Below are 21,817 nucleotides of genomic sequence, written 5' to 3' on the forward strand. Positions count from 1 at the left end.
CTGGACGGTGTGGCGGACTTTGATGTTGTGGTCCTCGGCTCGGGGCCAGGTGGGCAGAAGGCCGCGATCGCGGCGGCGAAACTCGGCAGGCGCGTGGCGGTGGTGGAGAAACGGCACATGCTCGGCGGCGTCTGCATCAACACGGGCACGATCCCCTCGAAGACGCTGCGCGAGGCGGTCCTGTATCTGACGGGGCTCAACCAGCGGGAGCTGTACGGCGCCAGCTACCGCGTCAAGGACGAGATCACGGTGGCGGACCTGGGGATGCGCACCCAGCACGTGATCGGCCGCGAGATCCAGGTGATCCGCAGCCAGCTCGCCCGCAACCACGTGACGGTGCTGCAGGGCACCGGCCGCTTCCTCGACGAGCACACGATCGGGATCACCGGCGACGAGGAGAAGAAGATCACGGCCGACAAGATCGTGATCGCCACGGGCACCTCCCCAGCCCGCCCGTCCAGCGTCGAGTTCGACGACAGGACGGTGATCGACTCCGACGCCATCCTGCACCTCGACAAGGTGCCCGAGACGCTGGTCGTCGTGGGCGCCGGCGTGATCGGCATCGAGTACGCCTCCATGTTCGCCGCCCTCGGCACCAAGGTGACGGTGGTGGAGCGGCGCGAGCGCATGCTGGAGTTCTGCGACCTGGAGATCGTCGAGGCGCTCAAGTACCACCTGCGCGACCTGGCGGTGACCTTCAGGTTCGGCGAGAACGTGGCGGCCGTCGAGCGCCGCCCGCGCGGCGCGCTGACCCTGCTGGAGAGTGGCAAGAAGATCCCCGCCGACTGCGTCATGTACTCGGCGGGCCGCCAGGGCAAGACCGCCGAGCTGAACCTGGAGGCCGCCGGCCTGGCCGCCGACGACAGGGGCCGGATCAAGGTGGACGAGAACTACGCCACCGAGGTGCCGCACATCTACGCCGTGGGCGACGTGATCGGCTTCCCCGCGCTGGCGGCCACCTCGATGGAGCAGGGGCGGCTGGCCGCGCAGCACGCGTGCGGCGAGCCGGCCGGAGACCTGCACGAGCTGCCGCCGATCGGCATCTACACCATCCCCGAGATCAGCTTCGTCGGGCGGTCGGAGGACGAGCTGACCCGCGACAAGGTGCCGTTCGAGGTGGGCATCTCCCGCTACAGGGAACTGGCCAGGGGGCAGATCATCGGCGACTCGTACGGGATGCTCAAGCTGCTGGTGTCGTCGGAGGACCGGCGGCTGCTGGGCGTGCACGTGTTCGGCACGCAGGCGACGGAGCTGGTGCACATCGGGCAGACCGTCATGGGCTGCGGCGGGACGATCGACTACCTGGTGAACGCGGTGTTCAACTATCCGACGCTGGCGGAGTCGTACAAGGTGGCGGCTCTGGACGCGATGAACAAGATGCGGACGGTGGCCCGGCTCACCGCGGAGATGTGAGCCGGGCCCCTTCTCGCTAGGACAGGGTCCACTTCTGGTTGGCCGCGCCCGTGCAGGCCCACAGTTGCAGCGGGGTGCCGTCGGCGCCGGTGTTGCCGGTGACGTCGGCGCACTTGTTCGCCGCCGGGTTCACCAGGTCGCGGGCCGAGGTGTACGTCCACTGCTGGTTGGCCGCGCCCGTGCAGGACCAGAGCTGGAGCCGGCTGCCGTCGGCGGTGCCGTGGTCGCGGACGTCGAGGCACTTGCCGAGCGCGCGCAGCGTGCCGTCGCCGGGGCGGGCCCACTGCTGGGCGGCGGTGCCGTTGCAGGTGTAGAGCTGCACGGCGGTGCCGTCGGCGGCGCTGCCGCCCGCCACGTCCACGCACTTGCCGGCCAGTCCGGTGATCTGGCCGCCTGAAGAGCTCGTGCCCGACCAGGTGTAGGTGGCGGTGGTGCGGGCGGGCAGCGTGTGGACGAAGGACTGGCCGCCCCAGTTGACCCTGACGGACTGGGCGGAGGCGCCGCCGTTGTGGGCGATCAGGGCCTTGGAGCCGTCCGGGTTGCGGTAGGCGACGTTCTGGATCGTGGCGTTGGCGGTGGAGTCGATGCGGTACGCGCCCGGCTTGACGAACTTGGTCAGGTGGCCGGTCGTGTAGTACTCGATCGTGTAGTCGACCTGGCCGGCGCGGGAGCCGCCCTCCTGGACGGTGATCAGGCCGGTGCAGGTGCCGCAGCCGCCGTTGTGCGGGCCCATGTTCTGGTTGAGCGCCAGGCTCCACTTGACCAGGCTGCCGCTCCAGTTGCGGGCGTAGGTGACGATGTCGGCCATGTCCTCGTTGTGCTGGTTGGCGATCCAGGTGCCGCCCGAGTGCTCGGTGCTGAACTGCCTGACCGACGGGTACTGGTTGTGCACCTGGGTGCCGACGGCGGGGTCGCCGAAGTAGCCGTGCCAGGCGATGCCGCCGAACAGCGGGTCGTTCCTGAGCGTGGCGTCGGCCAGGATGGGCTGGCCGATCTGGGCGTAGTCGCCGTAGTTCCAGTCGTGGACGAGGATCTTGGTGGTGAGACCGGCGGCGCGGAAGGCCGGGTAGACGAAGTTCTTGGTCAGCTCGATCAGGCCGGAGGCGTTCCAGGACATGCCGGGGTAGTTCATCGCGGCCGGGTTGCCCGCTTGACAGCAGTTGGGCTCGTTCTGGACGGAGACGTAGTCCACGGGCACGCCGGCGGCCTGGTAGCTCTGCACGTACTTGACCAGGTACTGGGCGTAGGTGGCGTAGTGCTCCCACTTGAGCCAGCCCATCTGGTCCATCCGGCCGTTGTCCTTCATCCAGCCGGGCGCGCTCCACGGCACGCCCTTGACGCGCAGGGCCGGGTTGAGCTGCTTGGCCTGGACGGTGAGCAGGCGCACGTTCGTGTCGTAGCCGTTGGCGCCGAAGTCGTTCAGGTCGCAGCAGGTGTCGTCGAGGGAGACCATGCCGGGGCGCGACAGGTCGGAGGCGCCGATCGGGTTGCGCACGAAGGACAGCCCGATCCCGTCCGTGGGGTGGAACAGCCTGCGCATGACGGCGTCGCGGGTGGCGGCGCTGACGGCGCCGCCGCGCAGCAGGTGGGCGGTGGTGTCGGTGATGGACGCGCCGCCGCCCTCGAACTGCTGGTACGTGGTGCCCTCGTTGACGGTGATCGTGTGGTTCGCGGTGCCTCCGGCGGGGCCGAAGGCGATGGGGGCCTGCTGGGCGAGGCCGCGGGTGACGGTGCGCCCGCCGGAGTCGGAGGTGGTGGTGAGCCAGACGTTCACGGGCTCGTTCGCGGCGGCGGCCGGCAGGGGCGCGGCGGCCAGCACCAGGGTGAGCGCGCAGGCGAGCGCCAGAGGGATTCTGGACACGGCAGAGGTCCTCTCAGGGCTGGGGGGTGATGCCCTTGGAACAAATGAAACAAATCGCGTAACACTGCCTTGCTCTGAGCAGCAGAGCACGAGTCAACTCAGACAGTCAACCGATGTAACAAATGAAACGCGTCAGCGCGGGGCAGGGCCTGTGGAGCCGCGCACGACCAGCTCCGTGCCGAGCGAGACGTGCAGCGCCTCCAGCGTGTGCCTGCTGAGCAGCCGCATCAGCAGGGTGACCGCCATCCGGCCCATCTCCTCCAGCGGCTGCCGCACGGTGGTCAGCGCGGGCGAGGCCGCCCTGCTGACGTCGATGTCGTCGAAGCCCGCCACCGACAGGTCGCCGGGCACGCTCAGCCCGCGCTCCGCCGCCGCGCGCAGCGCCCCCACCGCCATCTTGTCGTTGAACGCCACCAGCGCCGTCGGCCGGTCCGGCAGGCCGAGCAGCTCGCGGGCCGCCAGGTAGCCGTGCTCGATGTTCGGCTCCGGCACGTGCCGCAGCAGCTCGGGCGCGGGCAGCACCCCGGCGTCGGCCAGCGAGGCGGTGTACCCGGCCAGCCTGGCCTCGCTGGGCAGCCACTTGACCGGGCCGCCGATGATCCCGACCCGCCGGTGGCCCAGCTCCACCACGTGCGCCATCAGCTTGCGGCCCCCCGCGAAGTGCGCGGCCGACACGGCCACGATGTCCTTCGGGGGCGGCGTGCGCGGGTCGATCACCACGAACGGGAAGCCGCGGTCGCGCAGGCGTACCAGCTCCTCGCCCGGCTCCGGCGGCAGGATGAGGATCGCGCCCGCCACCCCCGGCCGGTCGGGCAGGCCGGGCAGCACCGCCGTGCGCTGCGCCGCCTCCCCCGCGCCGAGGATCATCTGCCTGCCGTGCAGCTCGATCGTCTCCCCCACCGAGGAGACGATCAGCCCGAAGTAGTCGGTCAGCACGTACGGGCAGCGCACGTACACCGCCCCCGCCGGCGCGTCGGGCGCGGCGCGCGGCCTGGGCGCCTGGTCGCCGAGCCGGCCGACCGCCCGCAGCACCAGCTCGCGGGTGTGCGGGGCGACGTTGGTCTGGCCGTTGAGCACGCGGGAGACGGTGGCGATGGACAGGCCCGTCTCGGCCGCGACGTCCCTGACCGTCGCCCGCGCCCTGCCTGCCATCGCTGCTCCCCGCTCGGCTGCCGTCAGGATATTCACCGGGTGAAGCTGATCTCCACCCTGCGGTTCTTGGCCCGGCCCCCGGGATTGTCGCCGCCGTCCGGCAGGGCGTTGGGAGCCACCGGATCCGCCTCGCCGTGGCCGGCCACGGTGAACGTGACGCCGGGGACGAGCTTGCCGAGCGCGTCGCGCACCGCCTGTGCCCGGCGCCGCGACAGCGCCAGGTTGTAGGAGCCGGAGCCCTTGGCGTCGGTGTAGCCGTCGATCTCGACCGGCTTGCCCGCCGCCTCCGCCTTCAGCGACGCGGCGGCCAGCTCCAGCCGGCTCCTGGCCTTGCCGGTCAGGGTGGCCTTGTCGAAGGCGAACAGCACGTCGGCGGCGAAGATGATGCGCCGCTGGGTGCCGCTCGTCTCGTCGGTGACCGACTCGTCCAGGTTCGAGATGCGCTCGCCGATGTCCAGGACCTTCCCTCCGAGGTCGAGGACCGGCGCGGTGACCGGCTCCCCGCCCTCCAGCGGCGGCTGCGTGGGTTCGAGCAGGCCGAGCAGCAGGGCCGCCGCGCTAAGAGATCGGTACATTCGCCAGTGTCCCCACGTTCGGGATGTGCACGTCCACCGAGGCCACGTCGGCGGGCGGGGCGGCGAACGTGGCCGAGAACACCGCCTTCTGGTCCTGCTTGAGGAACAGCGCCTCGATGCGGCTGCACACGCACTTGCCCTCGCTGTCCAGGGCCACGAGGTGCTTCTTGGCGTTCTTGACGTCCACGAGGTAGACGCCGTCCACGGTCGGATCCGGCCGGGGAACGGCGGAGAAGGCGTTGTGCACCTGCCAGCCGAGGCCGCCGCCGTCCTTGGTGACCGTGGCGGTGAAGGTGAGGTTGACGAAGCGCTCCCTGCGCAGGAGCTGGACGATCTCGACGTTGAACGTGTGACCGTCGAGCGTGCCCTCCCTGGCGGCCAGCACCTTGTCGGGCGGGACGGTGGACGGCGGGGCGGTGGACGGCGGGGCGGACGATGGTGGCGCCGTCGTCGCGGCGGCCGGCTCGGAGCGGGGCGGCGCGCCTGCGGCCTGGCAGCCCGCGGCCAACGCGGCGAGGATCACGATCGTCGAGGCTCTCGTCGGCGTCATGCTTCGTGGAGTGTAGCGAGGGATCGGGGCAAGATCCGGGGATTCGCCCCGATCCGTGCTAGTCGGTCTCCGTGCTGGTCGCGGTGCGGCGCGTACGGGCCTGCGGCTTCTTCCTGCCCGCCACCAGCGTGTCGCCGGGAGCGGGGGCGGGCTCCTCGGCCTGCTTGGGCTCGGGGGCCTGTGTCCTGGGCCGCGGGTGCGGCGCCGTGTCCTCGGTGGGGGAGATCTCCGGCTCGGGCTTGGGCTCCGCGGGTTTGTCCGGCTCCCTGAGCGAGGCGATGACCTGGTCGGCCTCGGTGTCGGCGGCGAACTCGCTCGCCGCCTCCGATTCCCTCCGCCGGATCACGACCATGTGATCCACCGAGATGCGTCCCGCGCCGACCACGGCGAGCAGGAGTGAGGCGGCGCCGAGCAGGATGAGCTCGTTCATGGTGATGGGGTTGAGCGGCGGGGCGACCAGGAAGACCGCGAGCGCCTCGGCGAAGAGGATCAGCCCCGTCGTCGAGACGGCGAGGCCGGCGATGAGCAGCGCGCCGCCGATGAGCTCGGCGAGCATGGTGACCGTGGCCCAGGCGCCGGGCGCGGGGGCGCCCTGCTCCGCGAACTTGGCCCCGGTGATCTTCAGCCCGTCTTCCAGCTTGGTCCACCCGTTGGCGAAGAAGATACCGCCCACCCCGAGGCGGGCGACTAATGCGGCGACATCACGGAGGACCTGTTTCACGGTAGTTGTCTGCCCTAATCGGGACATGGCACACCTCAATCACGGCTGAGCAGCATGGCCACCACCACGGCGGTCAGGCTGAGCAGGACGACGCTCACGACCACGGTCGTGTGCAGGGCGTTGACGAAGGCCCATCGGGCGGCGTCGAGCAGCGCGCCGCCGGCCGACCCGCCTACCTCGTCCGCGACGTGCGCGGCGGCGGCCAGCGACTGCCTGGCCTTGTCCATGCCGCCCTCCGGCACGCCGGGCACGGACGGCAGGCCGGGGGCGTACACGATCGTGGTGATCGTGCCGAGCACGGCCACGCCCAGGCCGGCTCCCAGCTCGTACGCGGTCTCCTCGATGGCCGCCGCGCCGCCCGCCTGCGACTCGGGCGAGGCGGCCATGATCGTGTCGGACGCGGCCAGCAGCGCCACCTGCACGCCGAACCCGATGCCCACGAAGCAGACCGCCAGCATCACGGGATGCCCCTCGACGCCCCAGGTCAGCGTGGGGGTCAGGGCCAGCGCCACAAGGGCCAGGCCGCCGCTCATGGTGGCCCGCATGCCGGCCCTGGGCAGGATGTGCGCGGCGGCGAGGCCGCCGATGATGGCCGACAGGACCAGGGGCAGCATCCGCAACGCCGCGCGCACGGGGCTGTCGCCCAGGACGAGCTGCAGGTACTGGGCGAGCATGAGCTGCAGGCCCACCAGCGCGAACACGCCGAGCAGCACGCCGACGACGCCGGTGGTGAACTCCCGCCGCCTGAACAGGCCGATCTCCAGGAACGGCGCGGGCAGCCGGGTCTGCCGCCGGACGAACGCCACCAGCAGCGCCAGCCCGGCCAGGAACACCGCGGCCGACGCCCAGAACGGCATCAGGCTGCCCGAGCCCGCCTCCTTGAGCCCGAACGCCAGAGCCAGGATGCCGGCCACCGACAGGACGGCGCTGACCGCGTCCCATGGCCTGTCGCGGCGCTCGCCCGACTCGGGCAGCAGGCGGATCGCGGCGGGCAGCAGCACCAGCAGGATCGGCACGTTGATGAGGAAGACCGCACCCCACCAGAAGCCGACGAGCACGCCGCCGATGAGCGGCCCGACGGCGGCGCCCGCCGCCGCGACGGCGCTCCAGACGCCCAGGGCGATGGCGCGCTCGCGCCGGTCGGTGAACACCTGGCGGATCAGCGAGAGCGTGGCCGGCATGATCATCGCGCCGCCGACGCCGAGCAGGGCCCTGGCCAGGATCAGGGTCAGCGGGGTCGGGGCGAACGCGGCGGCGGCCGAGGCCAGGCCGAACAGCACGAAACCCCACAGGACCAGCCGCTTGCGGCCGTACTTGTCGCCGAGCGTGCCGAACATGATCAGCAGCGGCGCGACCACCAGCGAGTAGACGTCGATGATCCACAGCAGTTGCACCGCGGAGGGTTCGAGCGCGGCCGTGAGCGCGGGCACCGCGATGTGCAGGACGGTGGCGTCGACCGTGATCAGCAGCAGGCTCAGGCAGAGCAGCACGAGAATGGACCAGCGATGGTCCTGGGGGTTCCGGTCGGCGGTGCGTACGAAGGATGCGGCCTGTGTGACGGTCATGGGCCTCCTCGCAGGCCGATCCGGTTCACAGGGCCCGCACGTGCTGGTGGTCGGCGGCGGCGGGACCACGGCTCGCCCTGCGCTCCTTTCGAGCTCCGCGGCCTGGTTCCGGCGCTCCCGGCTTGCGTGGCAGCTTAGGCCATGCCGGGGGGTTGTGATAGCGGTATCGGCCGATCCACGGTCACCGCACACCTCTCTAGAGAGATACAGCCATATGTCGGTATCTATCCAACAATGGCCCGCCCGCCGATCATGGGACGCGTGGGGACCGATGAAAGTGGCACCAAAGGCAACCATCCCGACCGGTCCTCCCGTGAATGGTGCGAAGAGGCTCTCGCCAGGCTGAGCGCGGGCCGCCCCGAATCCGCGCTGGACGCCGCCCGCCGCGCCGCCGGCCTGGACCCCGGCTCCGAATGGGCGCACCGGCTCATCAGCCTCGCGCACGAAAGGCTGGGCCGCGAGGCCGAGGCCGTGCCCGCCGCAGAACGGGCCGTGGAGCTGGCCCGCGGCTCCTGGCAGGCCCGGCTGCGCCTGGCCGCGGTGCTGCGCCGCGTGCCAGGCCGCTGGGCGCAGGCCGTCGAGCAGGCCGAACTGGCCAGGAAGTTCGCCCCCGAGGAGCCCGCGCCCGAGGTCATGCTGGGCGACCTTGCGCTGCTGCGCGGCGAGCACGCCAGGGCGGAACGTTCCTACCAGGCCGCACTCGCCATCGACCCCACCGATCCGCAGACCCGCGTCAACCTCGGCCTCGCGCTGCTGCGCTGGGACCGGCCCCGCCCGCACCACGACCCCGCCTGGCCGCTCGACCCCCGCGAGACCGGCCGGGCCAGGCGCGCGCTGGAGGTCTGGTCCCGCCAGGTGCGCCTCCTGCTCGCCGTGGCCACCCTCGGCATCGCCGCCTGCGCGCTCCTCCTCGACCGGGGCGCCGAGGCGCGGCTCGGCGGCTGCGCCGTGCTCCTGCTGCTGGTCCCGCTCACCGTGCGGCAGGCGCGGCGGGTCGGCGCCTGGCCGTACGTGGGGGCCATGTTCGGCCGGGACCCCTGGCTCGGGGTGTCGGTGGTGTCGGCCGTCCTGTCAGTGGCGGGGTTCGGGACGTGGCTGCTCCTCGGCGCCGTACGGGTGCTGCCGTCCCTGCTCGACCCCGTCTGGGCCGGGCTGGCGGGCATCCTCGTGCTGGGCTGGCCCGCGCTGGCCGCCGTGCGCGTGCTGGCCGAGTCGTGGCGCGGGCACCCGCTGCGGGCGCTGGCCGCGACCGAGCCCGCCCGGCCGGACGAGCGGACCGCCAGGCGCAACGCCGGGGTGATGCTCTGGATCGTGCTCGGCCGGACCTGGTCGGTGCTGGTGACGCTGGTCGCGGTGGCCCTCGTGGTGGAGCCGGGGGCTGCTGTGGCGGCGGTGGCGGTGCCGTACCCGATGGTGCGCGGCTACCTGCGCGCCCGGCGCGGGGCCCGTCACCAGGTGGATCCGTGGCTGGCCACCGCGATCTGGCTGGTCGTCCCGGCGGCCGTGGCCTGCGCGGCGGGCGGGCTGGTGGGGGCGGCCGGTGGTGCGGCGGTGGCGGCGTGGGCCTGGCGGATCGGGCTCGGGGCGCTCGCCGCGGCGGCGGTGGTGCTCGCGTTGCGTGGGCTGCAGGCCTGGTGGCGGGGCGGGCCGGGGCCGTGGCGGTCCTCGCTGCTCATGTGCGACCTGCCGGTGGGCGCGGGGCCGTCGGTCGCGCTGAACTCCGAGGTGCGCCAGACCTTCTCGTACGCGCGCAGCATCGTCCTGTCGTACGGCGACTCGCTCGGGCCCCGGGTCGCCGGCGCGGTGGCGTCCGTCACCTCCTCGGGCGAGCTGCGGCTGATCGCCGAGACGGCGGCCTGGGATGCGATCGAGGAGGATCCCAGGGTGGCGGTGTTCGCGACGGATCCGCTGCAGCGGCGGTTCTGGGTCGAGGTGCGCGGGATCGCCAGGGCCGACTCCGACGTGCTGCGGGTGACGCCCAAGCAGGTGCTGGTCGGCGAGTTCCCCGGCCGCCACCAGCGCCGCTAGCCGACCCGGGGGCGGTGGCGTGTGGGGCCGTGCCGGGGTAGAACGTTGTTCTATGCGAATCCTGCGCACGCCGGACGATCACTTCACCGACCTGCCCGGCTTCCCCTACACCCCCCACTACGCCGAGGTAGGCGACGGCCTGAGGATGGCCTACGTCGAGACCGGCCCCGCCGACGGCGAACCGGTCGTGCTCCTCCACGGCGAGCCGAGCTGGTCCTTCCTCTACCGCCACGTCATGCCGGAACTGGCCACAGCCGGCCTGCGCGCCATAGCCGTGGACCTGATCGGTTTCGGCCGCTCCGACAAACCGGCCGACCTGGCCGACCACACCTACGCCAGGCACGTGGAGTGGACGCGCGCCCTCCTGCTGGACGCGCTGGGCCTGACCGGCATGACCGTGGTCGGCCAGGACTGGGGCGGCCTGATCGGGCTGCGGGTGGCGGCCGAGCACCCGAAACGGGTGGCCAGGATCGTGGCCGCGAACACGGGCTTGCCGACGGGTGACATTCCTATGCCCGAGGTCTGGCACCGCTTCAGGAACGCGGTGCTCAAGGCCCCCGTGCTGGACGTCGCCCGGCTGGTCCAGGCGGGCTGCCGGAGCGAGCTGCCCAAGGAGGTGCTGGCGGCCTACGACGCGCCGTTCCCCGACGAGTCGTACAAGGCGGGGCCGCGCGCGATGCCCGGGCTGGTGCCGATCGCGCCGGACGACCCCGCCGCGCCCGCCAACCGCGCTGCCTGGCAGATCCTCACCACACTTGACAGGCCGTTCCTGGTGGCGTTCTCCGACAGTGACCCGATCACGGGGGGCATGGCACCCATATTGCGCAAATCGCTGCGCGGCACTGCTGGCCTGCGACATCCTGTGATCAAGGATGCCGGGCACTTCCTGCAAGAGGACGCGGGGCCCGAACTCGGCCGTCAGATAGCCCTTTTCGTGACCTCCACCTAGCGTGTCAGGACCGCCCAATAGTCGGCCCGGTGCGGTATAACCGGGGGCGGACCGGGGAGGCGTGATGCGGGAGTCCGACAGGGCCCAGGCCGCGGGGCGGGCCGCGGCGCGGGATCTGTTCGAAAAGGTTCGGCTGCGTTATTTCCAGATTCCCCCCGCCGTGCGCCGGGTGCTCTACGTGGTCGTGCTCGTGGTCACCATGGGCGTCGGCGCCGCACTCGGATGGGACCTGCTCAAGACCTTCCCCCTGGTGCTGCTGCTGCTCGCGTTCGTCGCGCTGACCATGCGCTATCCGAGGGCCGCGGCCACCGCGCTGGTGGTGGCGGGCTGGATGGCGCTGGCGGTGCAGGTCTTCGGGCGGCTGTTCCCCGAGGGCGCCCTCACCCTGCACATGATGGTCTTCCTCGGGCTGCCCGTGGCCGGGGCCGCCCACCTCATCCGCTGGGTGACGCCGTGGGTGAGCACGCTGCTGGCGCTCGTCCCCGCCGGGGTGCTCGCCGCCGCGCTGTCGCCCGTCTCCGACGCCGTGGCCGTCTGGGTGGCGTTCGCCGCCGCCGTGGCCGTTCTCGGCTACCGGTTCATGCTGGCCAGGAAGGTCCGTGCGGCGAGCGTCGCCGCGGCGGAGCAACAGGTGCGCGTCCGGGTCCGCGAGGGCAGGCCCGAGGTGCCGCACGACAAGTCGGGCGCGCCGCCGCAGATCTCGGTGGAGGAGGCGCTCGCCGAGCTGGAGAGCATGATCGGGCTCGCTCCGGTCAAGGAACAGGTGCGCTCGATCGCCGCCTCCATCGAGGCGTCGCGGCTGCGCGCCGAGGCCGGCTACACGGCCGAGCGGCCCACCAGGCACTTCGTGTTCGTCGGCCCGCCCGGCACCGGCAAGACCAGCGTGGCCCGCGCGCTGGCCAAGATCTTCTACGCGTTCGGCCTGCTGGAGACGCCCTACGTGGTCGAGGCGCAGCGGGCCGACCTGGTGGGCGAGTTCCTCGGCGCGACCGCCATCAAGACGAACGAGCTGGTCGACAGGGCGCTGGGTGGCGTGCTGTTCATCGACGAGGCGTACGGGCTGATCAACTCCGCCGACGGGCAGCCCGACCGGTTCGGCGCCGAGGCCGTGCAGACGCTGCTCAAACGGGCCGAGGACGACCGCGAGCGGCTCATCATCATCCTGGCGGGCTACGAGCAGGAGATGGGCTCGTTCCTCACCAGCAACCCGGGGCTGGCCAGCAGGTTCGCCACGCGGGTGCGCTTTCCCGGCTACTCCCCCGCCGAGCTGGTCGAGGTCACCGAGCTGCTGCAGCGGCGCAGGGGCGACCAGATGGACGACGCCACCAAGCGGGTGCTGCTCGGCCTCTACGACGACGTGCACCGCCGCGGCCTGGTCGACGAGCTGGGCAACGCCCGGTTCGCGCGCAGCCTGGTGGAGGCCGCCGCGCAGGCCCGCGACGTCCGCGTGGTGGGCGCCGGCGGCACGCCGACCACGCAGGACCTCGTCACCACGACCACGCCCGACGTGACCAAGGCGTTCGAGGAGCTGACCGCCCGCTTCCGCGGCTACGTGGCCACGCCCACGCTGGAGGAGGCGCTGGCCGACCTCGACAGGATGGCCGGGCTGGCCCCGGTCAAGCGCCAGGTGCACGCGATCGCGGCGCAGCTCCAGGTGGCCAGGATGCGCCAGGAGCGCGGGCTGCCCACGCCGCAGCAGATGCGGCACTTCGTCTTCGTCGGCCCGCCCGGCACCGGCAAGACCACGGTCGCCCGGGTGCTGGGCCGCGTCTTCGCCGCACTCGGCCTGCTGGCCAGGCCCGACGTGGTCGAGGCGCACCGGGCCGACCTGGTCGGCCAGCACCTCGGCGCCACCGCGATCAAGACGAACGAGCTGGTCGACAGGGCGCTGGGCGGCGTGCTGTTCATCGACGAGGCCTACAGCCTGGTCAACCCCGGCTACCAGGGCGGCGACGCGTTCGGCGCGGAAGCGGTGCAGACGCTACTCAAGCGGGCCGAGGACGACCGCGACCGGCTCGTCGTCGTGCTGGCGGGCTACGAGCGCGAGATGGACGTGTTCCTGTCGACCAACCCCGGCCTGGCCAGCCGGTTCAACCAGCGGGTGGCCTTCCCCAGCTACTCGCCGCGCGAGCTGTCGCAGATCGCGGTGCTGCTGGCGGAGAAGTCGGGCGACAACTTCGACGACGAGGCGCTGCAGCGGCTCGACGAGGTGTTCACCTGGGTGTGCGAGGACCGGCTGATCGACGGGCTGGGCAACGGCCGCTTCGCCAGGTCGCTGTTCGAGCGCGCGGCCATGCGGCGTGACGTGCGGCTGGCCGCCCACGCCTCACGCGGCGGCTCCGCCAGCGCGGCCGACCTGACCACCATCACCAGCGAGGACGTCCGCACCGCCGTGGACGAGCTCTCCGGCCGCTGACCCTTTTCGCGGCTTCTTCACGGCTTTCGTGCGGCGCGATGCTCGCATGGTGTAGCAATATGACTACGATAAGCCACGTCCAGTGGCTCGGTCGTGCGTGTCGCGCGCGCAGGAGGGGGAGCGATGGCGGGGTTCCTGGCCCGCAGGCTGCTCAACTACGCCGTGCTCGTGATCGTGGCCGCCAGCCTCGCCTACCTGCTCGCGGCCATGGCCCTCGACCCGCGCTCCAACTACGCCGACCGCACCCCGAAACCGCCGCCCGCCGTGGTGGACGCGCAGCTCGCCGCACTGAATCTCAACGACAAGACGCCGCTGCTGCAGCGCTACGCCGTCTGGGCGAGCGGCGTGCTGCGCGGCGACCTCGGCAAGACGATCGCGGGCGCGCCGGTCAACGAGGACGTCAAGCGCCGCATGGGCGTCACGTTCCGGCTGGTCATCCTGGGGCTGGTGTGCGGCAGCCTGCTCGGCGTGCTGGTGGGCGCGCTGGCCGCGGTCCGCCAGTACGGGTGGTTCGACCGGCTCTCGACCGGGCTGTCGTTCCTGGTGCTGGCGGTGCCGGTGGTCGTGCTGGCCAACATGCTGATCCTGGTCGCGGCGTGGGCCAACCAGCAGGTGTTCGGCCGGCAGGTGCTGCTGGTCAGCGGCGAGTACAGCACCGACGTCGAGGGCTTCTGGAACCAGGTGGTCGACCGGCTGCAGCACCTCGTCCTGCCGACGGTCTCGCTGTCGGTGGGGCTGATCGCCGTCTTCAGCCGCTACCAGCGCAACATGATGCTGGACGTGCTCGGCGCCGACTTCGTCCGCACGGCCAGGGCCAAGGGGCTGAGCAGGCGCAAGGCGCTGACCAGGCACGCGCTGCGCACCGCGATGATCCCGGTGGTGACCTACTTCGCGTTCACGTTCGGCGCGCTGCTGACGGGGGCCACGTTCACCGAGAAGATCTTCGGCTGGCACGGGCTGGGCGAGCAGCTGATCAACTCGATCTTCAGCAACGACGTCAACACCGTCGCCGCCATCTCCCTGCTGGCCGCCGTCTCCGTGCTGTGCGCCGCGCTGGCCGCCGACCTGCTGCACGCGGCGCTCGACCCGAGGGTGCGGGCCTGATGACGCTGTCGGAGGAGGAGCAGGCGGAGGAGCTCGCCGACGGCGTGCTGACCAGGGCGCCGTCCAGGATGCGGATGGTCGCCGGGCGGTTCTTCCGCTCCACCCAGGGGCTGATCGGGTTCGCGGTGCTGGCGCTGATGTTCCTGCTGGCCTTCGTGGGGCCGCTGTTCAGCCCGTGGACGTACACCGACAAGGACTTCACCGCGTTCATGCAGCCGCCGTCGGCGCGGCACTGGTTCGGAACGCTCCAAACGGGCTCCGACGTGTTCGCCGTGACGTTGCGCGGCATGCAGAAGTCGCTGGTCGTGGGGCTGCTCGCGGCGCTGGTCTCGACGGCTCTGGCGGCCGTCGTGGGGGCGTTCGCCGGCTACTTCCTGGGGTGGACCGACCGGGTGCTGAGCTGGGTGACCGACCTGCTGCTGGTGCTGCCCGCGTTCCTGATCCTGGCGATCCTGTCGCCGCTGTTCGGGTCAGGGCAGTGGCCGCTGTTCGTGGTCATGCTGGCGCTGTTCCTGTGGATGGTGACCTCGAAGATCGTGCGCGGGATGGCCATCTCGGTGAAGGAGCGCGAGTTCGTCCAGGCCGCCCGCTACATGGGCGTGCCACCGGTGCGGATCATCTTCCGCCACGTGATCCCCAACCTGTCGTCGCTGCTCATCGTGGACGCCACTCTCAACGTCAGCAGCGCCATCCTCACCGAGACGTCGCTGTCGTACTTCGGCTTCGGCATCCAGCCGCCCGACGTGTCGTTCGGCACGCTCATCGCCGACGGCTCCAGGACCGCGGTCTACGCGCCGTGGACGTTCTGGTTCGTGGCCGGGCTGCTGGTGATCACCGTGCTGGCGGTCAACCTCGTCGGCGACGCGCTGCGTGACGCGTTCGACCCCTCCTCCGGAAGGCCGTGATGGACGACGAGCCGGTGCTGGAGGTCAGCGACCTCAACGTGTCGTTCGGCGACGTGCGCGCCGTGCGCGGGGTGAGCTACGCGGTACGCCGGGGCGAGGTGCTCGGCATCGTGGGCGAGTCGGGCTCCGGCAAGTCGGTCACCTCGGCCGCCGTGATGGGCCTGCTGCCGCCGGGGGCGCGCGTCTCCGGCTCGGTACGCCTGCACGGCAGGGAGCTGATCGGCGCCCCCGAGCGGGCACTGAACTCCTTCCGCGGCAAGGCCGTGTCGATGGTCTTCCAGGACCCGCTGTCCGCGCTCACCCCGGTCTACCGGGTGGGCGACCAGATCGCCGAGGCGGTGCGCGTGCACCAGCGGGTCGGCAGGGAGACGGCCCTGGTCAAGGCGATCGAGCTGCTGGAGCTGGTGGGCATCCCGCGCCCGGCGGAGCGGGCGCTGGCCTTCCCGCACGAGTTCTCCGGCGGCATGCGCCAGCGCGTGGTGATCGCGATGGCCATCGCCAACGACCCCGACGTGATCATCTGCGACGAGCCGACCACGGCCCTCGACGTCACCATCCAGGCGCAGGTGCTGGAGGTGCTCAAGCGGGCGCAGGCCAAGACCGGCGCGGCCATCGTCATGATCACCCACGATCTGGGGGTGGTGGCCGGGTTCGCCGACCGGGTGCTGGTCATGTACGCCGGCCGGCCCGTCGAGGTGGGCGGCGTGGACGACATCTACTACCGCACGCGGATGCCGTACACCGCGGGCCTGCTCGCCTCTGTCCCGCGTGTGGACCGGCGCGGCCGGCAGCCGCTGACGCCCATCGAGGGCAACCCGCCGTCGCCGGGCGCGCTGCCGCCCGGCTGCCCGTTCGCGCCGCGCTGCCCGATGCGGATCGCCGAGTGCGAGGAGGCGGAGCCGCCGCTGTTCGAGGTCGGCCAGGATCACCGGGCGGCGTGCATCCGGTGGCAGGAGGTGCACCCGCGCGGGCCCGGCCGGCACGCGGCACCGTCCGACGGCGGGCGGCTGCGCGTGCGCGGCGAGCGCACCGTGCTGGAGGTGCAGCGCCTGGTCAAGGACTATCCGCTGCTCAAGGGGGCGGTGTTCAAGCGCCGGATCGGCACCGTGCACGCGGTGGCAGGGGTCAGCTTCGACATCCGGCAGGGCGAGACGCTGGGGCTGGTCGGCGAGTCGGGCAGCGGCAAGACGACCACGCTGACGCAGATCCTGGAGCTGGCCGCGCCCCAGGACGGCCGTATCGTGGTGCTCGGCCACGACACCGCCAAGCTGGGGCGGGGCGAGCGCGTCGAGATCAGGCGCGACATGCAGGTCGTCTTCCAGGATCCGCTGGCCTCGCTCGACCCGCGCATGACCGTGCACGACATCCTGGCCGAGCCGCTGCGTACGCACGGGTGGGGCACGTCCAGAGACGGTGCGGGCGGCGGCGCGCGCGGTCAGGCGGGTGGCGGCGCGGGGGCCGTGGGGCGGCGGGTGCGGGAGCTGCTCGCCCTGGTCGGCCTCGATCCCGCCCACGCCGCCCGCTACCCGCAGGACTTCTCGGGCGGGCAGCGGCAGCGCATCGGCATCGCCAGGGCGCTGGCGCTGGAGCCCCGGCTGCTCGTGCTCGACGAGCCGGTCTCCGCGCTCGACGTGTCGATCCAGGCCGGCGTGATCAACCTGCTCGACTCGCTCAGGACCAGGCTCGGCCTGTCCTACCTGTTCGTGGCGCACGACCTGGCCGTGGTGCGCTCCATCGCCGACCGGGTGGCGGTGATGTACCTCGGCAGGATCGCCGAGCTCGGCCAGGTGGACGCGGTCTACGACAACCCGTCCCATCCGTACACCCAGGCGCTGCTCTCGGCGATCCCGCTGCCCGACCCGGTACGCGAGCGTGCCCGCGAGCGGATCCTGCTCGAAGGCGACCTGCCCAGCCCGGCCAACCCTCCGACGGGCTGTCGATTCCGCACCAGGTGCCCCAAGTTCCGCGCGGAGCTCACCGACGAGGAGCGTCAGCTCTGCGTCGGCGTCGAGCCCGAGGTGCGGCCGGTGGGCGAGGACCACGGTGCGGCCTGCCACTACGCAGAGAGACGCGAAGTCGTATAGACCTCGCTCGATCCAGGAGGAATTTCGCGCGATGAACTCATCACGTCGTGTCGTGGCCGCGGCCATGGCCGTCACCGCAGCGCTCCCGCTGCTGCTCGCGGGCTGCGGCTCAGGCCAGGGCGGCGTCCCGGGGAGCCAGGACAGCGCGGGGGACGAGCGGACGATCAAGGCTTCCGACGTCAACCCGCAGCCGCGCGACAAGGTCAAGGACGGCGGCACGCTGCGCTGGGGCATCAACGAGTTCCCCAGCCAGTGGAACCGCAACCACGTCGACGGCAACCTCGCGATGGCCGCCGTGATCAGCAACGCGCTGCTGCCCTCGCCGTTCACCTCCGACGAGAAGGCGGAGATCTCGGTCGACGCCGACTATGTGCTCGACGCCAAGGTCACCGAGCAGCGGCCGAAGCAGGTGGTGACGTACCGGCTGAACCCGAAGGCCAAGTGGTCCGACGGCAAGCCGATCACCTGGGCCGACTACCAGGCGCAGTGGCAGGCGCTCAGCGGGCGCGACCCGGCCTTCCACATCGTCTCCTCCACCGGTTACCAGGACATCGAGAAGGTGGCGCGGGGCAAGGACGACCACGAGGTGGTGGTGACGTTCCGCAAGCCGTTCGGCGACTGGCAGGCGCTGTTCGGGCCGCTGCTGCCGGCGGCCACCAACCACAGCGCGCAGACGTTCAACAACGCCTGGGTGAACCAGATCCCGGTGACGGCGGGGCCGTTCAAGTTCGGCGGGTTCGACCAGACGGCCAAGACCATCACCATCGTGCGGGACGACACGTGGTGGGGCGACCGGGCCAAACTGGACAAGATCATCTATCGGGCGTCCGAGCAGGACTCGCTGATCGGCGCGTTCAACAACGGCGAGCTGGACATCATCGACGTCGGCACCTCCGCGCCCAACTACGCGCGCGCCAAGGCCACCACGGGCGCCCAGGTGCGCCAGGCGGCCGGCCCCGACTTCCGGCACCTCACCTTCAACGGCTCCGGCGAGCTGCTGAAGGACCGCAACGTCCGCCAGGCCGTCCAGCTCGGCATCAACCGCCAGGCCATCGCCCAGTCGGACCTGCAAGGGCTGGACTGGCCGATCGCGCTGCTGAACAACCACTTCTTCATGAACACCCAGGAGGGCTACCAGGACAACGCAGGACCGCTCGGCGCCTACAACCCGGAGAAGGCCAGGCAACTGCTGGACGCCGCCGGGTGGAAGCTGAACGGGACGGTCAGGCAGAAGGACGGCAAGCCCCTGGACCTGCGCTTCGTGGTGCCGTCCGGGGTGCAGACCAGCAAGGCGGAGGGCGAGCTGGTGCAGACCATGCTCGCCCAGATCGGCGTGAAGGTCACGATCAAGGCCGTGCCCAGCGACGACTTCTTCACCAAGTACGTCATCCCCGGCAACTTCGACCTCACGCCGTTCGCCTACATCGGCACGCCGTTCCCCGTCTCCAGCAGCTACGGCATCTACGCCAACGCCGCCAACGGGCAGAACTGGAACGCCAACTTCGGGCGTACCGGGTCGGCGGCCATCGACGAGGCCATGAGCAGGGCCGCGCAGAGCCTCGACCCCGTACGCGCCCGCGCCGCCACGAACGCGGCCGACCGGCTCATCTGGGAGGAGGTCAACGTGCTGCCCCTCTACCAGCGGCCCCAGCTCGTGGCGGTGCGGCAGGAGCTGGCGAACATCGGGGCGCGCGGCTTCGACGACCTGCGGTACCAGGACATCGGCTTCACGGACTGAACCTGTCCGCTATCGCAGGTAGACATGTCCGTGTGAAAGTGACATGGGCCCAGATCCTCGCCTGGCGGTTGAGCCGGCAGTTCGTGAGCGCGGCCGACGGCGGCGGTGCGGTGGAGGTCGCGCGGCGGCTGTGCGGGGTGCAGGCGCAGGTCGCCTCGTCCGCGCGGCTCGCCGTGGCGGTCAGGAGCGCGCGGCCGGACGCCTCGGAGATCGACCGGGCGTTGTGGGGGGATCGCACGCTCGTCAAGACGTGGCTCATGCGGGGTGGGACGCTGCATCTGGTGCCGGGGGATCAGCTCGCGGACTACTGCTCGGCGCTGAGCACGCTGCGCTTCTGGGAGAAGGGGGCGTGGCTGCGTGGCCAGGGGGTCACGGCCGGGGAGATCGCGGCGATCATGGCCGCGGTCCCGGCCGTGCTCAATGAGCGGGCCGCGCCCGGCGAGTCGGCAGCGTCCGGTGCGCAGGCCGCTCTCGGTGAGCCGGGGCTGACCAGGGAGGAGCTGGTCGATGCCGTGGTGGCGCGGACCGGGGACGCGCATCTGCGGGAGGCGCTCGGCTCGGGGTGGGGCGCGTTGCTCAAGCCGCTGAGCCGGCTGGGCGAGCTGTGCTACGGGCCGCCACGCACGGGCAAGGTGACCTTCACCACGCCGCGCGCCTGGGTGCCGGGCTGGCCCGGCGCGCTGCCGCCGCAGGAGGAGGCCGGGGTGCGCCTGGTGCGGGCCTTCCTGGGCGCGCACGGCCCGGCCACGCCGCAGATGTTCGACGCGTGGCTGTTCGGCGGGACGGCGCCCAAGGCGGTGCTGAAGGGCTGGTTCCGCGAGCTGGCGCCCGAGCTGACCGAGGTGGAGACCGACGACGGCGCCACACTGCCGGCGCTGACGTCGCACCTCGACGACCTGGCGGCCACCGAGCCCTCGCAGGCGGTGCACCTGCTGCCCGGGTTCGACCAGTACATCCTGGGCGCGCCACGCAACCTGGCGCCGCTGCTGCCGCCGGAGCTCAAGCCCAGGGTGAGCAGGCAGGCCGGGTGGATCTCCCCGGTGGTCGTGCACGAAGGGCGGGTCGCCGGGGTGTGGGAGGCCAAGGGCGGCGACATCGTCACCGATCTCGCCGCCCCCGTGCCCCGTGCGCCGCTGGACGAGGCGATCGCGCGCATGCGCGGTCTGCTCGACGCGCTCAGCGCCGAGGGACGGCAGGCCTCCTGGTCCGGCGCCTAGGCCGTGGTGCCGGCCATGACCCGGTCGACCAGGCCCTTGGTGCCCTCCTCACGCGCGCAGTGGGCGCAGCAGTACCAGTGCTCGCCCGACTGCACGCCGTGCCCGATGACCTTGGTGCCGCAGTGCTCGCAGATGGGCGCCATCGCCTCGATCGCGCACTGGAAGCAGTCGAAGGTGTGCACCGCTCCCTGCGCGTGCACCTCGAACGCCATGTCGTAGTCGTTGCCGCAGGTCTCGCAGACAGCCATGGTGATCCCCTTTGCAGTCGATCCGCCGGGGGGATACCCGGTTCCGTGGTCTCTTTTCCCCAAGAGAGCGCCATATTCCGGCTCACCGGCGTTGGATGGCGGCCCGTGCGAGGAGCGGCAGGCCCAGCAGGCCGAGGGCGGCCAGGGCTGCGGGCAGGCCGAGCCACCCGCTCAGCCCTGCCACCAGAAGCGGGCTCACCACGAACCCCGTGTACGAGATCGTGGACACGCCCCACACCATCGTGCCGCTGGGGTCGTCGGCGGCGGCCCGGCTGAGCAGGGCGGGCACCAGTGGCCCGAGCGCCAGCCCGGTGAGCCCGAATCCGGCCAGCGACACCACCACTCCCCCGCCGAACCCGGCCGTCGCTTCCCCGCCGAGCCGGAAGAGCGAGCCGCCGAGCCCCGCCAGGGCGATCCCGGCGCCGCCACCGGCCCCCGCCACCACGTACAGCACCTTGAGCGGCACCCTGGGCAGCGCCTGCACGGCCAGCCGCCCCGCCGTGAGTGCCGCCATGTAGACCGAGGGCGCGGCGCTGGCGACCAGCGGCGTGGCGCCCCGGTGCTCCTCCAGCAGCAGGACGGACCACTGCTCCACGGAGTTCTCGATGATCAAGACGCAGGCGGCCAGCACGCCCAGCACGACGGCCGCGCCCCACAGCCGCCGCCCGTCGCCGGTGCTCTTCTCCTGCGGGCCGCGCCCCTGGGGCAGTGTCGGGAGGGTGAGCGACGTGGCCGCCACGATCAGGGCGATGATCACGAGCACGGTGGCGACGCCGAGCCCGTACGAGCGGGCCAGGCCGGTGAGCGGCGCGGCGGCGATGACCGCCACGGGGAAGGCGGCGTGCACCGGCTGGAAGAGGCGGCGGCCGGTCTCGCGCTCGGCGCGTCCGGTGGCCAGGTTGAGCGCGATGTCGAGGGCGCCGCTGGTGGCGCCGACCAGCAGGAGGGCGAGCGCGAGCTGCCAGGCGGTGCCGGCCAGCCCGATGGCGGCCACGGCGAGCGCGAACAGGATCATGGTGGTGGCCAGCGCGGTGCGCTCGCGTCCTCTGGCCAGGCGTCCGGCCAGCGCCATCGCGGGCAGGGCGCCCACCGGCACGGCGCTGAGCGCCAGCCCGAGATCGCCGGCCGTGAGGCCGAGCTCGCCCTTGATGGCGGGCAGCAGGGCCGACCACGACCCCCAGAACACGGCCCACGCCGCACAGACCGCGATCAGTGGCATTTACCGGATCTCCTTGAAATTTCGGTCAATACACAGTAAAGATCAGCTTTGCCCATATACCCGTTCGAAGGA

At 71.8% G+C, this 21,817-nt stretch carries 17 protein-coding genes; 9 read left to right on the top strand and 8 right to left on the bottom strand.

Going from position 1 to position 21,817, the window contains the following annotated elements; genetic code table 11:
- Window positions 1–9: 9 nt before the first annotated feature.
- Window positions 10–1,413, top strand: a complete 1,404-nt coding sequence (sthA, locus tag FXF51_RS47150) for a Si-specific NAD(P)(+) transhydrogenase (protein WP_148441347.1) — start codon at window positions 10–12, stop codon at window positions 1,411–1,413.
- 16 nt (window positions 1,414–1,429) lie between these two features.
- On the opposite strand, the gene FXF51_RS47155 is transcribed toward sthA, so the two are convergent.
- From FXF51_RS47155 to FXF51_RS47180, 6 genes are all read right to left on the bottom strand, one after another.
- The gene (locus tag FXF51_RS47155; RefSeq protein ID WP_148441348.1) at window positions 1,430–3,274 is read right to left on the bottom strand and encodes a ricin-type beta-trefoil lectin domain protein; all 1,845 of its coding nucleotides are present in this window, start codon (window positions 3,272–3,274) and stop codon (window positions 1,430–1,432) included.
- A gap of 132 nt (window positions 3,275–3,406) precedes the next feature.
- The gene (locus tag FXF51_RS47160; protein ID WP_148441349.1) at window positions 3,407–4,426 is read right to left on the bottom strand and encodes a LacI family DNA-binding transcriptional regulator; all 1,020 of its coding nucleotides are present in this window, start codon (window positions 4,424–4,426) and stop codon (window positions 3,407–3,409) included.
- 32 nt (window positions 4,427–4,458) lie between these two features.
- A complete protein-coding gene (locus FXF51_RS47165) occupies window positions 4,459–5,001 on the bottom strand; it encodes an OmpA family protein (RefSeq protein WP_148441350.1) in 543 nt (180 codons plus the stop codon).
- Window positions 4,985–5,551 carry a hypothetical protein gene (locus tag FXF51_RS47170; protein ID WP_148441351.1) on the bottom strand — a complete coding sequence of 189 codons (567 nt, stop codon included), beginning with the start codon at window positions 5,549–5,551 and terminating at the stop codon, window positions 4,985–4,987. The genes FXF51_RS47165 and FXF51_RS47170 overlap by 17 nt, the downstream gene beginning before the upstream one ends.
- 58 nt (window positions 5,552–5,609) lie before the next feature.
- Window positions 5,610–6,272, bottom strand: a complete 663-nt coding sequence (locus FXF51_RS47175) for a DoxX family protein (RefSeq protein ID WP_187414965.1) — start codon at window positions 6,270–6,272, stop codon at window positions 5,610–5,612.
- Window positions 6,273–6,307: 35 nt separating this feature from the next.
- Window positions 6,308–7,837, bottom strand: a complete 1,530-nt coding sequence (locus FXF51_RS47180; RefSeq protein ID WP_148441353.1) for an MFS transporter — start codon at window positions 7,835–7,837, stop codon at window positions 6,308–6,310.
- A gap of 252 nt (window positions 7,838–8,089) precedes the next feature.
- Between FXF51_RS47180 and FXF51_RS47185 the strand changes: the two genes are divergently transcribed.
- The 8 genes from FXF51_RS47185 to FXF51_RS47220 all read left to right on the top strand — a co-directional run bounded on the left by FXF51_RS47185 (window position 8,090) and on the right by FXF51_RS47220 (window position 20,278).
- Entirely contained in the window at window positions 8,090–9,865 is a 1,776-nt protein-coding gene (locus FXF51_RS47185; RefSeq protein ID WP_148441428.1) for a CHAT domain-containing protein, read from the top strand.
- Window positions 9,866–9,917: 52 nt separating this feature from the next.
- Complete coding sequence (locus FXF51_RS47190; protein WP_148441354.1) at window positions 9,918–10,814, top strand: haloalkane dehalogenase; 897 nt, start codon at window positions 9,918–9,920, stop codon at window positions 10,812–10,814.
- Window positions 10,815–10,878: 64 nt separating this feature from the next.
- Window positions 10,879–13,230: an AAA family ATPase gene (locus FXF51_RS47195; RefSeq protein WP_148441355.1), complete on the top strand. Its 2,352-nt coding sequence runs from the start codon at window positions 10,879–10,881 to the stop codon at window positions 13,228–13,230.
- Window positions 13,231–13,353: 123 nt separating this feature from the next.
- Window positions 13,354–14,334, top strand: a complete 981-nt coding sequence (locus FXF51_RS47200; RefSeq protein WP_148441356.1) for an ABC transporter permease — start codon at window positions 13,354–13,356, stop codon at window positions 14,332–14,334.
- Entirely contained in the window at window positions 14,334–15,239 is a 906-nt protein-coding gene (locus tag FXF51_RS47205; RefSeq protein WP_148441357.1) for an ABC transporter permease, read from the top strand. The genes FXF51_RS47200 and FXF51_RS47205 overlap by 1 nt, the downstream gene beginning before the upstream one ends.
- Window positions 15,239–17,323 (top strand): ABC transporter ATP-binding protein, encoded by a 2,085-nt coding sequence (locus FXF51_RS47210; protein ID WP_148441358.1) that lies wholly within the window; start codon window positions 15,239–15,241, stop codon window positions 17,321–17,323. The genes FXF51_RS47205 and FXF51_RS47210 overlap by 1 nt, the downstream gene beginning before the upstream one ends.
- Before the next feature lie 31 nt (window positions 17,324–17,354).
- Entirely contained in the window at window positions 17,355–19,061 is a 1,707-nt protein-coding gene (locus FXF51_RS47215) for an ABC transporter family substrate-binding protein (protein ID WP_148441359.1), read from the top strand.
- A gap of 32 nt (window positions 19,062–19,093) precedes the next feature.
- Window positions 19,094–20,278, top strand: a complete 1,185-nt coding sequence (locus tag FXF51_RS47220; protein ID WP_262380314.1) for a winged helix DNA-binding domain-containing protein — start codon at window positions 19,094–19,096, stop codon at window positions 20,276–20,278.
- Here FXF51_RS47220 and FXF51_RS47225 read toward each other — a convergent pair.
- The gene (locus FXF51_RS47225; protein WP_148441360.1) at window positions 20,275–20,526 is read right to left on the bottom strand and encodes a hypothetical protein; all 252 of its coding nucleotides are present in this window, start codon (window positions 20,524–20,526) and stop codon (window positions 20,275–20,277) included. The genes FXF51_RS47220 and FXF51_RS47225 overlap by 4 nt on opposite strands.
- An 82-nt stretch (window positions 20,527–20,608) precedes the next feature.
- On the bottom strand, window positions 20,609–21,745 hold the full coding sequence (locus FXF51_RS47230) for an MFS transporter (protein WP_148441361.1): 1,137 nt from the start codon (window positions 21,743–21,745) through the stop codon (window positions 20,609–20,611).
- Window positions 21,746–21,817 lie beyond the last annotated feature (72 nt).

This window comes from Nonomuraea sp. PA05 (assembly GCF_008086045.1).
GTDB lineage: Bacteria > Actinomycetota > Actinomycetes > Streptosporangiales > Streptosporangiaceae > Nonomuraea > Nonomuraea monospora.

What these genes read in the sequence shown, in the direction of transcription:
- FXF51_RS47160 (WP_148441349.1), bottom strand. Translation starts at nt 4,426, where the DNA reads ATGGCAGGCAGGGCGCGGGCGACGGTCAGGGACGTCGCGGCCGAGACG.
- FXF51_RS47165 (WP_148441350.1), bottom strand. Translation starts at nt 5,001, where the DNA reads ATGTACCGATCTCTTAGCGCGGCGGCCCTGCTGCTCGGCCTGCTCGAA.
- FXF51_RS47170 (WP_148441351.1), bottom strand. Translation starts at nt 5,551, where the DNA reads ATGACGCCGACGAGAGCCTCGACGATCGTGATCCTCGCCGCGTTGGCC.
- FXF51_RS47180 (WP_148441353.1), bottom strand. Translation starts at nt 7,837, where the DNA reads ATGACCGTCACACAGGCCGCATCCTTCGTACGCACCGCCGACCGGAAC.
- FXF51_RS47185 (WP_148441428.1), top strand. Translation starts at nt 8,090, where the DNA reads ATGGGACGCGTGGGGACCGATGAAAGTGGCACCAAAGGCAACCATCCC.
- FXF51_RS47190 (WP_148441354.1), top strand. Translation starts at nt 9,918, where the DNA reads ATGCGAATCCTGCGCACGCCGGACGATCACTTCACCGACCTGCCCGGC.
- FXF51_RS47195 (WP_148441355.1), top strand. Translation starts at nt 10,879, where the DNA reads ATGCGGGAGTCCGACAGGGCCCAGGCCGCGGGGCGGGCCGCGGCGCGG.
- FXF51_RS47200 (WP_148441356.1), top strand. Translation starts at nt 13,354, where the DNA reads ATGGCGGGGTTCCTGGCCCGCAGGCTGCTCAACTACGCCGTGCTCGTG.
- FXF51_RS47205 (WP_148441357.1), top strand. Translation starts at nt 14,334, where the DNA reads ATGACGCTGTCGGAGGAGGAGCAGGCGGAGGAGCTCGCCGACGGCGTG.
- FXF51_RS47210 (WP_148441358.1), top strand. Translation starts at nt 15,239, where the DNA reads ATGGACGACGAGCCGGTGCTGGAGGTCAGCGACCTCAACGTGTCGTTC.
- FXF51_RS47215 (WP_148441359.1), top strand. Translation starts at nt 17,355, where the DNA reads ATGAACTCATCACGTCGTGTCGTGGCCGCGGCCATGGCCGTCACCGCA.
- FXF51_RS47225 (WP_148441360.1), bottom strand. Translation starts at nt 20,526, where the DNA reads ATGGCTGTCTGCGAGACCTGCGGCAACGACTACGACATGGCGTTCGAG.
- FXF51_RS47230 (WP_148441361.1), bottom strand. Translation starts at nt 21,745, where the DNA reads ATGCCACTGATCGCGGTCTGTGCGGCGTGGGCCGTGTTCTGGGGGTCG.